Source organism: Chamaesiphon sp. VAR_48_metabat_135_sub, assembly GCF_031418915.1.
Lineage (GTDB): Bacteria > Cyanobacteriota > Cyanobacteriia > Cyanobacteriales > Chamaesiphonaceae > Chamaesiphon.
The window spans coordinates 1-10,544 of the sequence record NZ_JANOJV010000160.1 but is presented as its reverse complement, the minus strand read 5'-3'; the positions used below and the strand labels follow the sequence as shown (position 1 = coordinate 10,544).

The 10,544-nt window shown below is 44.1% G+C and carries 9 protein-coding genes and 1 pseudogene; 4 read left to right on the top strand and 6 right to left on the bottom strand.

What is annotated here, in order from left to right; genetic code table 11:
- The 3 genes from RMO55_RS11705 to RMO55_RS11695 form a co-directional block, all read left to right on the top strand.
- The coding region (locus RMO55_RS11705) for an FAD-dependent oxidoreductase (RefSeq protein ID WP_310426726.1) at positions 1 to 726 on the top strand (726 nt) is incomplete at its 5' end.
- A 37-nt stretch (positions 727 to 763) separates the two neighbouring features.
- A complete protein-coding gene (locus tag RMO55_RS11700) occupies positions 764 to 1,696 on the top strand; it encodes a phytoene synthase (protein ID WP_310426724.1) in 933 nt (310 codons plus the stop codon).
- 136 nt (positions 1,697 to 1,832) lie between these two features.
- Positions 1,833 to 2,999 (top strand): fatty acid desaturase, encoded by a 1,167-nt coding sequence (locus RMO55_RS11695; RefSeq protein WP_396134274.1) that lies wholly within the window; start codon positions 1,833 to 1,835, stop codon positions 2,997 to 2,999.
- 102 nt (positions 3,000 to 3,101) lie between these two features.
- Here RMO55_RS11695 and RMO55_RS11690 read toward each other — a convergent pair whose 3' ends face one another.
- From RMO55_RS11690 to RMO55_RS11665, 6 genes and pseudogenes are all read right to left on the bottom strand, one after another.
- Positions 3,102 to 4,049 (bottom strand): GDP-L-fucose synthase, encoded by a 948-nt coding sequence (locus tag RMO55_RS11690; RefSeq protein ID WP_310426722.1) that lies wholly within the window; start codon positions 4,047 to 4,049, stop codon positions 3,102 to 3,104.
- A gap of 125 nt (positions 4,050 to 4,174) precedes the next feature.
- Positions 4,175 to 5,254, bottom strand: a complete 1,080-nt coding sequence (gene gmd, locus RMO55_RS11685; protein WP_310426720.1) for a GDP-mannose 4,6-dehydratase — start codon at positions 5,252 to 5,254, stop codon at positions 4,175 to 4,177.
- Between the two features lie 122 nt (positions 5,255 to 5,376).
- Positions 5,377 to 6,069 (bottom strand): sugar transferase, encoded by a 693-nt coding sequence (locus RMO55_RS11680; protein ID WP_310426719.1) that lies wholly within the window; start codon positions 6,067 to 6,069, stop codon positions 5,377 to 5,379.
- A gap of 92 nt (positions 6,070 to 6,161) precedes the next feature.
- A complete protein-coding gene (locus RMO55_RS11675; protein ID WP_310426717.1) occupies positions 6,162 to 7,328 on the bottom strand; it encodes a glycosyltransferase in 1,167 nt (388 codons plus the stop codon).
- A gap of 228 nt (positions 7,329 to 7,556) precedes the next feature.
- A pseudogene (locus RMO55_RS11670) lies at positions 7,557 to 8,183 on the bottom strand (SirB1 family protein); the annotation flags it as partial.
- Positions 8,184 to 8,234: 51 nt separating this feature from the next.
- The gene (locus RMO55_RS11665) at positions 8,235 to 9,776 is read right to left on the bottom strand and encodes an FAD-binding oxidoreductase (protein ID WP_310426713.1); all 1,542 of its coding nucleotides are present in this window, start codon (positions 9,774 to 9,776) and stop codon (positions 8,235 to 8,237) included.
- A 38-nt stretch (positions 9,777 to 9,814) separates the two neighbouring features.
- On the opposite strand from RMO55_RS11665, the gene RMO55_RS11660 reads away from it, so the two are divergent.
- Entirely contained in the window at positions 9,815 to 10,231 is a 417-nt protein-coding gene (locus RMO55_RS11660; protein ID WP_310426712.1) for a TerB family tellurite resistance protein, read from the top strand.
- Positions 10,232 to 10,544 lie beyond the last annotated feature (313 nt).

The following is a 10,544-nucleotide window of genomic DNA, read 5'->3' as shown; positions in this document are numbered from 1 at the left end:
GGCGGCGAAATTCGGATGGAAAAGCCGCTCAAGCAAATTGTGCTCAATGAGGATGGAACGGTTAAACATTTTGTGATGCGCGGAATTAATGGTCAGTCTGATGAAATTGTGGTGGCAGATGCTTATGTTTCGGCCATGCCTGTGGATGTGATCAAAACCCTGATACCTGAGCCGTGGCGCGAGATTAAGTTCTTTGAGAAGATGCAAGCATTAGAGGGTGTACCAGTGATTAACTTGCACTTGTGGTTCGATCGCAAGTTAACTGACATCGATCATCTGTTATTCTCAAGATCGGATATCCTCAGTGTTTATGCGGATATGAGCGTAGCTTGCAAGGAGTATGAAGATCCAGATCGATCGATGCTCGAACTAATTATCGCTCCCGCCAAAGACTGGATTGACAAAACTGATGAGGAAATCGTGGCGGCAACCATGCTTGAATTAGAACGCTTGTTCCCCCAGCATCTGACTGGTGACAATCCAGCTAAATTACGTAAATCTAAAGTCGTCAAGACACCTCGATCAGTTTATACTGCATCTCCAGGACGACAAGCTTGCCGCCCCAGCCAATCTACACCGATTTCTAACTTCTTTCTAGCAGGTAGTTATACGATGCAAGAATACCTTGGCAGTATGGAAGGTGCAGTACTTTCTGGTAAGCTTGCAGCACAGGAGATCGCGAATTATCAACCCGCAGTAGTAAAACCACTAGCAACTGCAATTTAGGGGCGCAAATCGCTTCCCTCTACCCCCTAACCTCTTAATGCTGCAACTGGAAAAGTCCCTACCGATCGTGACAATGCCAACATCAACCGAGGAATCATACGAACTCTGTCGCCAAATAACTGCTGAATATGGCAAAACCTTTTATTTAGCGACACTATTGATGTCAGTCCCCAAACGGCGGGCGATTTGGGCAATTTATGCCTGGTGTCGTAACACCGACGAATTGGTCGATGGCGCCGATGCCGATGAGACTACTCCAGCTACACTCGATCGATGGGAGAGCCAGTTGGAAGAGATGTTTAGGGGCAATCCTACCAATGATTGCGATGTGGCACTCGTAGATACGATCGCCAATTTTCCCGATCTGGAGATTCAACCCTTTCTGGATATGGTGGCCGGACAACGGATGGATCTGCGGAAAAATCGTTATGATAGTTTTGAGGAGTTGTCGCTCTACTGCTATCGAGTGGCGGGTACGGTCGGATTGATGTCTAATGCGATCGTTGGTGTCGATAGTTGTCAATTTACCGCACCGTGGAATTGTAATAATGTCAAGATTCCGACGGAGGAAGCGGTGGCCTTAGGGATTGGCAAACAGTTGACTAATATCCTGCGGGATGTGGGGGAGGATGCCGAGCGCGGTAGGATTTATTTACCCTTGGATGAGTTGGCTCTATTTAACTACAGCGAGCAAAATTTGATGGATCGAGTCGTCAATGATAATTGGCGAGCATTGATGAGGTTTCAAATTCAACGCGCGCGCAAATACTATCAGCAAGCCGAAAGTGGTATCAGTCGCCTGAGTCCCGATGTCCGTTGGCCTGTGTGGGCAGCTTTGTTACTATATCAACAGATATTAGACTCGATCGAATCTAATGATTATGATGTTTTCAATCTTCGCGCCTATGTAAGTACGCCCAAGAAGCTCTGGGGTTTACCTGGTTCTTTCATTCGCGCACAGGTTAAATAATCGCGATCTCTGGCACTATTTTCAGTCGTAAGCCGTCAGTTATAGTAGCACTCTTAGTTTGGATCGTCAGCCAGAACTATATCAACATCCTCTACGATCGTGCCCAATTATAGTTTTTATAAGAGTGTTTTATTAAATGAAAAATTCGATCGAGAAGTCGGACTTTGTTCTAACTCCCTACATGAAGAGCAACGACTTTCAGGCAACTTATCAAATTTTGAATACGGTTGTTCCTTATATATTTTTATGGTTTGTTGCAGTTAAAGCTGCGGCTATTTCTTTGTGGCTACTGCCGCCAATCGTCACACTGATGATACTTTTTTCAGTGCGGTGTTTTTCTCTGATGCATGACTGCGGGCACTATTCACTTTTTAGTTCAAAAAAAGTCAATCGCCTCGTCGGTTTTGTCCTGGGTGTAATTAATGCTATTCCCCAATATCCTTGGTCTAGGGGTCATGCATACCATCATAAAACTAATGGTGATTGGGAGCGGTATCGCGGCCCAACGGGATTGGCATCTACGGAAGAATTTGCCAAGCTCAGTCCACTGAACCAAAAGCTATATGAATTGCGGATGCATCCATTGATGGCTATTCCTGGTGGGTTTTTCTACCTGGCGATCAAACCCAGACTTGCCCTCATCTTGGGAACTTATGGATTCATCGGTCATCTACTTACTTGTTTGAAAGAAAATTCTGGCATGAGGTTGCCGGAAATATTTGCTTCCTATAAGTCTAGAAATTGGTATACAACGGCTGAATTTTGGGATTTACTCTTCAATAATATCTGTGTAGTTAGCGGCTGGATGATTCTTAGCCATTACTTAGGAGCGGGATTTTTCCTGGGAATCTACTCAATTATCTTAACTTTTTCTGCAGCGATCTTTCTACTTGTTTTCTTTGTGCAGCATATTTTTGAAGGTACTTACGCTCACAAGACAGAGGGTTGGGATTATTTAGTTGGTGCGCTTGAGGGTAGTAGCTATCTGGAGTTTCCACCCATTTTAAAGTGGTTTTCGGCAGATATTGGCTACCACAATATTCATCATCTTTCGGAAAGAATCCCTAATTACAATCTTGAAGCTTGCCACAATCAGAATATTCACCTGCTGTCAGAGGTGAAAAAACTTAGAATTAGCGATATACCCAAGTGCTCTAAGTTTATTTTGTGGGATTCTGCTACAAGTAGTCTGATCTCAATTGACTCATTTCGTCAACGTGCCCAATTCAAAGCACGAACGGAATGTCAGTCTCCATCTATTTCTGCGGATAGTTTCAGTAAAATCAAAATAAGTAGTAAATAAAATGTAGGGGCGATGTCTTGTCTCCCTGTCTTGTCGGTTTTTTATTCGGGGGTTCCCCCCGAATAAAAATGCCGCTTCATGAATTGCCCCTACATTTGACCTTTAGATATTACCGTGAGTGCGGTACCATTCGATCGTACTTTTCAAGCCTTCTTCAATATTTACCTGTGCTTTAAAGCCAAAATATGATTCGGCTTTCTGCGTATCTAAGCAGCGACGAGGTTGACCGTTGGGCTTATCTGTTTGCCAGACAATTTCACCTTCATATTTCATTAATTTACAGATTAAAGTAATCAAATCTTTAATCGTAATTTCATAGTTAGTTCCTAAATTAACCGGATCGTCTCGATCGAAATCAGTAGTGGCGATCGCAATCCCTCTCGCAGCATCATCTACATAGATAAACTCGCGGCTAGGACTACCATCACCCCAAACTGGGATCTGTTTATCGCCAGCAATTTGCGCTTCATGAACCTTCCGAATTAAGGCGGGAATTACATGAGAACTTTCGGGTTTAAAATTGTCCGCAGGACCGTACAAATTGACAGGTAATAGATAAATTCCATTAAATCCATACTGCTGACGATATGATTGTAATTGCACCAGCAGAGCCTTTTTAGCTACACCATAGGGTGCATTAGTTTCTTCGGGATAACCATTCCATATATCTTCTTCTTTAAATGGTACAGGCGTGAATTTAGGATAAGCACAAATAGTCCCAACGCAGACAAATTTAGCTACCCCAGCTTGATAAGCTGCATGGATTAATTGGGTACCCATCATCAAATTGTCATAGAATAATTCGGCTGGTTTAATTTGATTTAAACCAATTCCCCCAACGTGTGCAGCTAGGTGAACGATGACATCTTGGTTCCTGACTGCTGCATGGCAGTTGTCAAGCACTCGCAGATCGCAATCAGCAGATCTAGGGACGGTGATATTTGCCGGATTTGCACCTCTGGCAACGAGTTGACTAATTACTTGTTGTCCGAGAAATCCCGCCCCTCCAGTGACGAGAATTCGCTTGGTAGATAAATCTAATTTCGTCATGAATTCTATTAATATGGGTGTCTAAATGTTATAAAACTGCCACGCTGTTTAGGACATATCCCCGACTTCTTGCAGAAGTCGGGGATATTGCAGAAATTTTATATAATGCAGCTATCAATTATCAATTAATCGTGCATCGTTGCTAATGCTTGACGGACGATGGCGACATCGGGTAGTGTTTCTTCACCTGCATAATTAGGCGATTTTAGTCCGAGAGCATGAAGATCTGTATCGACCATCAGATGGACTAGTTCGGTAAAAGTAACTGATGGTTTCCAGCCAAGTTTTTGCTGTGCTTTGGTAGGATCGCCGATTAATAATTCTACTTCAGCAGGGCGCAAATAGCGGGGGTCGAATTCGACATAATCTTTCCAGTTGAGATCCACATAATCGAAAGCGACGGTGAGAAATTCGTGAATGGCGTGGGTTTCGCCAGTTGCGATCACATAATCATCAGGTTCATCCTGTTGGAGCATCATCCACATCGCGACGACATAATCCTTAGCATAACCCCAATCGCGTTTGGATTCGAGATTACCTAAATAGAGTTTATCCTGTTGCTTCGCCATAATGCGGGCGATCGCGCGGGTAATTTTGCGAGTAACAAAGGTTTCACCACGACGAGGAGATTCGTGATTGAATAAAATCCCGTTGCAGCCAAAGATATTGTAAGATTCCCGATAGTTCACTGTTTGCCAGTGGGCGAATAGTTTACCGCAAGCATAGGGGCTACGTGGGTAGAATGGGGTGGTTTCCGATTGAGGGACTTCTTGGACTAAACCATACATTTCCGACGAGCCAGCTTGATAGTAGCGGACTTGGAGTTTCGTCCGTTGTTCGTAATCACGGATAGCTTCGAGCAAGCGGAGCGCACCCATCGCTACTGTATCGACTGTATATTCCGGTGCGTCAAAACTAACTCGCACATGGGATTGTGCGCCCAGGTTATAGACTTCTTGGGGTTTGGTAAGTTCTAATAAGCGGCGCAGTGTCACGCCATCGGCTAAGTCGCCGTAGTGGAGAAAAAGTTTTGCCCCAGGAGTATGAGGATCTTGATACAAATGTTCGATGCGATCGGTATTAAAGGTCGATGTCCGACGAATAATCCCATGAACTTCGTAGCCTTTGGAGAGGAGGAGTTCGGCTAGGTAGGAGCCATCTTGTCCGGTGATGCCAGTAATTAATGCACGTTTTGTTTCAGTCATTTTAGCAGTTATCTGTTAAATCGCTGGGTTTGAAGTCCCCTATTTCTATTGTTCCCCAATTGCGGTTACAGTCTACCAGCTATTTGCTATTAATGTTCGCAACCACTGTCAATTATCAACTTTTAGTATGCCCCGTTATTTTTAGTCATGACCGTCAACAAGATAGTTTTGAACACAATCCGCAGATCTAGCCAAAAATTGCGACGTTTGACATAGCTGACATCGATCCGAATTCTTTGGGCATAAGGGATGTCATTTCGACCAGAGACCTGCCATAATCCAGTGATACCAGGTCTAATTGTTAGTACCCGATCGATCGAGGTACCATAACGTTCGATTTCTTCAGGTACGAGGGGGCGGGGACCAACGACACTCATTTCCCCCTTGAGCACATTGATAAACTGGGGAAACTCGTCTAGATTGGTGATGCGGAGGAATTTACCAATCTTGGTGATGCGGGGATCTTCCTTAAGCTTAAAGTTTTCTGCAAATTCCTGTCTGAGATCCTCCGATTGTGCCATCATTTCTGTTAGGACTAGATCGGCATTGGGGATCATCGTCCGAAACTTAATACAGCCGAAGTGCCGGTAGTTTTTACCAACTCGTTCTTGGATATAGAAGATCGAGCCTGATGAAGTAACAGCGATCGATCCAGCTAAGACCAGATAGATCGGGGCACACAAGACTAGTACCGACAGGGAAAAAATAATATCAAATAGCCGTTTCACAATGTCGCTAGACCTGCTATGCAATAGTTGCTTTTGGCCCAAGGATCTAGCTGCTGTACTTAAAATAGGTTGACTGGTTGCGGTCATTTTACTCCTCAATTTCACTCTATCACCAATATTCCCCAGACTATCTAGAAAAGATTGCTCTCATCTATTAATTAACCAAACTTTTAAGTCAGCTAGACTTCACCATCTTGCAATCGAGTGCCCGATTTCCACTGGTGACAGTAACGATCGAGTAGACTCTGGTATTGCGACCTAAATACTGAAGCGGCAAAGCTTTCAGCATGAGTGCGAATTCGATCGGCTTGAAACTGCTGGTGATAAGTTTCAAACGTGGCGATAGCAGTCAAGATCGCTGCTGTAGTTTGAGTCGGAAATAGGATTCCCGTACCACAATCGGGGTGGACGCGAATATCCAATACAGTTTCCGCTGCACCACCAACACCATAAGCGATAACTGGTGTACCACAAGCCTGGGCTTCTACCAATACGATACCAAAATCTTCGCAGGCTGCATAGACAAATGCTTTGGCGCGAGCTAAATAATCTTGGACGACAGCGTTGGATTGGAAACCTAATATTTTGACGTTAGGTTTGGCAATTTGTTGCAATTTTGCAAATTCTGTTCCCGTACCGATGACAACTAGATTTTTACCATTTTGGTTGAATGCTTCGACGATGGGGGCGACTTGCTTGTAACTTACAAGACGACATACTGTGAGATAAAAGTCTTCTTTATTGGCATTACAGGTAAATCTGTCGATATTGACTGGGGGATAAATGACATCAGCTTGCCGACGGTAACATCGCCAAATTCGTCTGGCAGTGAAATGAGAGTTGGCAATAAAATGGTCTACTCGATTTGCGGATAGAACGTCCCATTGGCGCAGGCGATGCAACAGATAGCGGGTAAATATGCCTGGGATGCCTTGTCCGACTCGACTTTGGTGTAAATAGTCAAAAGTCAGATCCCAAGCGTAGCGCATGGGCGTATGGCAGTAGCAGAGGTGCAATTGTTGGGGGGTGGTAAGGATGCCTTTAGCCACAGCATGGGCTGAGGATAAGATTACATCATAATGGCGTAGGTCTAATTGTTCGATCGCGATCGGCATTAGCGGTAAATATTTCTGTACGCCACTTTTTGAACCAGGTAAGTTTTGCACAAAGGTAGTACCAATTTTTCGTTGATACAGATAACTATCTGGATTGGTAGATTCAAAGTCAATCAGCGCATACAAATCTGCATCGATAAATTGCAGTATTTCTTTGACTACTAATTCCGAACCTCCCGTAGCTTCAGGTGTCAACCATTCGTGGACTAGGGCGTAGTTGAGATCGGACATTTAAGAGGGGGTGTGGGGTGTGGGGGTGTGGGGTGTGGGGGTGTGGGGGTGTGTGGGTGTTGGGGTGTTGGGGTGTGGGGGTGTTTCTTACTCCCCTTACGGTGGTACAGCCTACCCCCTTACTCCCCTACCCCCTTTACGGTGGTACAGCTTACTCCCCCACTCCCACCCTTTACCCTTTCCGCCTAAAGCCTAAAGCCCTAGACTTTCGATCCATTTTCTAATAGTTACTGCTCGATCGAAATCTGGTTGATTGAGATAAATTGACTGGAGATTATTTAACATCCGCAATAAAAATTGTTTGTTGGTAATTGGTTGGAGAATTTCTGGTGGTAGAACAGGAATATTTTGTTGATAGATGTTCATCAATTTTTGGCGACAGTCTTCGGCGAATAAGATTTCACCTCGATCGAATGCATCGACAAATATTTCGCTATCCTCAAAGTTGGGACGAATTAGAAAGTGTCCTGGCATCCCGATTCCGACCATTGGGAAGTCGATACGTTTGGCTATTTCTAGATAAACTAGGGCTAATGTAATCGGAATTCCAGTTTGTCGATCGATAACATCATTGAGAAAGCTATTACTAGGATTATAATAATCTTGCTCGTTACCCTTAAATTTGAGATCTGTATATAAGTACTGATTTATGGTTTGAATTACTTTGAGCGGATATTTAGTTGCGGGTAATCTTTGGGCTACTTCTCGCCCCATTAATTCTAGGAGTTCCAGGTATCGATCGATATCTAAATCTGGATACTCGATTTGGGCGATGTATAATGCAGCTCTTGATAAATCAATTTCTCGATCGAGTTTATTAATTTCAGCTAAGAATCGATCGAGAGAATTAGTCATTTAGTGGATTTAAGTATTAGGTTTTAGGATTTAGGTATTAGGTTTTAGTTATCAACTAATTCCCGAACCATATTTCCACGCTTGTAAGAGTTGCCGATAATAATACTGTTTCGATCGAGGAAGTTGGGCGATTAATGGTGCGAGTAATTTACCGATCGGATAGAGTCCAGTATACGCTCCGAGATTAATGTAGTTAATCAGCCAATCTAGTAAAGTAATTATACCAACATGGGGGACAACTGGAATCACTGCTAGCGGATTGGAGATCGATGTTTGAAACAAGGTGCGAGAGAGGGCGAGGAATTGGACGACATCTTGCAGGAATGGTTGTAAAACATCGTCGCCTAAATATTGCATCGATTGGAATACTGCTGCTAATAAATTGTTGATGCGATCTGGATCGACTTTTTGCTCGATGCCGACGCTCATTGCTCGTTGAAACATCCAGGTAACGGCAATATTTGGTTGATATGGTTGCAATAATTGAAGATCGCGATTACTGAGTGCATCAGCTTGGATTGACATTTCAATCCCACTAGTCAAACGGGATAAATGACGAATCATCGATCCAAATCCACCGAAACTAACTGGCGATTGACTACCGCTACTATCACCAATTAATAATACTCGCGCCCACGGTGTTTTGAGGGGACTATCACGATAGGATGGAAAGCAGCCAAATAGACAGCGGTGGAAATTTAGTTGGGCTAATTCTACATTTTGATATGTCGGTAATAATCGCAGGTATTCATCGAATAAAAATTCTAGACTAAATCTGTCGGGATGTGCATCTAGATAGGTGAATAGATAAGTAGTGCGCCCATCACGGGCGGGAAATGCTTCCCAAAAGTACTGACATTGATTTTGAATCGGCGTAATCGATGCAAAAATATCGCCCGTCTCATTTTGCTCGAATCCCATCGCACAACTTCCGACTACCAGACAAATTCCCTCTGGTTTGACATCGCCTCTCGCTTGAGCCGCTAGGGGCGAAAAATGTCCCATTGCATCGATGAATAATTTACTAGTTAATTCGGCTTCCCCCAGACTAACCGCTACCCCATTCGGGTGGATTGTGACTCGATCGCATGAGGTAAACTCTAATAACTTACCCCCACACTCCAAAAACTTTGCCTTGAGCGTAGCGAGTAAATAAACTGGATCTACCCCAATATTTAAGACATCCCGCACCCAAATATCGGGCGTATTCGGAAAAGAGATCCGGGCTGGGTTATATTCAGATCCGATCGAGTTTGCTAATTCCGCCTCAGATAGTAATTCCATCTCTACCAATACCGCCAATTCTGCGCGAGAGATATTCCACTCCTGCGCTCTCCCCTTCAATTCTCCCCGCTCGATCACAGCCACTTTAAAACCACGTTGTTGCAGAGCCGCAGCCAGAATAATTCCCAGCGTACCACCCGCGATCGCGATCTCAAAATCGATGGTTTTTAAAAATTCGTCGCCTGAAACGACCATTTCTCGTCGAAAAATTTGTCCCTGACGTAAATTTTGCCACATTTTATCGACTCTGTGGAGATTGGCAAAAGTATCGGCGGGAAATCGAGCAGCCATGTCAGCAGCGATCGGCATAGAATTAGAGCAGAGAATTACTCATTATGGTAAATCATATGGATACTCAATCTCAGTCACAATTACTGATGAAAATCTTAATTGGCGTAGCTTGGCTCGATGGTGAAATCCATCCAGAAGAACGCCAATATCTATCGAAAGTCGCCCATGCTCACGATCTCGACCATGATACTGAGGTTGAGCCATTATTAACTGGTACGATGAAAGTTACTACCAAAGAATGCGAACAGTGGATTCAAGCATATCTGGGAGATCGATCGATCCATGATGACGATCGACTAATCGAAGCAATTAGCGGTTTAATCTATAGTGACGGAGATGTGGCGGTTGCCGAAGCCAAACTCTTAGTAAATATTCAATCGAAACCCGCTTCAGCCCAACCAACCCAACAGCCATTAGTGACCAAAATTCAACAGCTTTACCGGAAGGCTTTAGGCTTTAGGGGTAAAGGGTAAAGCTAAGATACACTCCCCACACTCCCAGGGCGGATTAGTTGTCAGCGGAGAATATTTGAAACCCTAGTTCTTCGCTATCAACCGCCCTGCGACTAAAGTGCGGGCTACTAGCAAAAGTCCACTTAAGTACTGGGCGGGGGACCCGCCCAGTACTTAATTATGCTAGCCCGCACTTTAGTCGCGGGTGGGTAAAGACTAAGTACCAAGATTATAGATTTTATTCCCTCACAATTAATCCACCCTGCCCACACCCCCCACACTCCCCATCCCTTAGCATGAATCCTTCCTCATCCAATCGTGATATCTTGTCTCA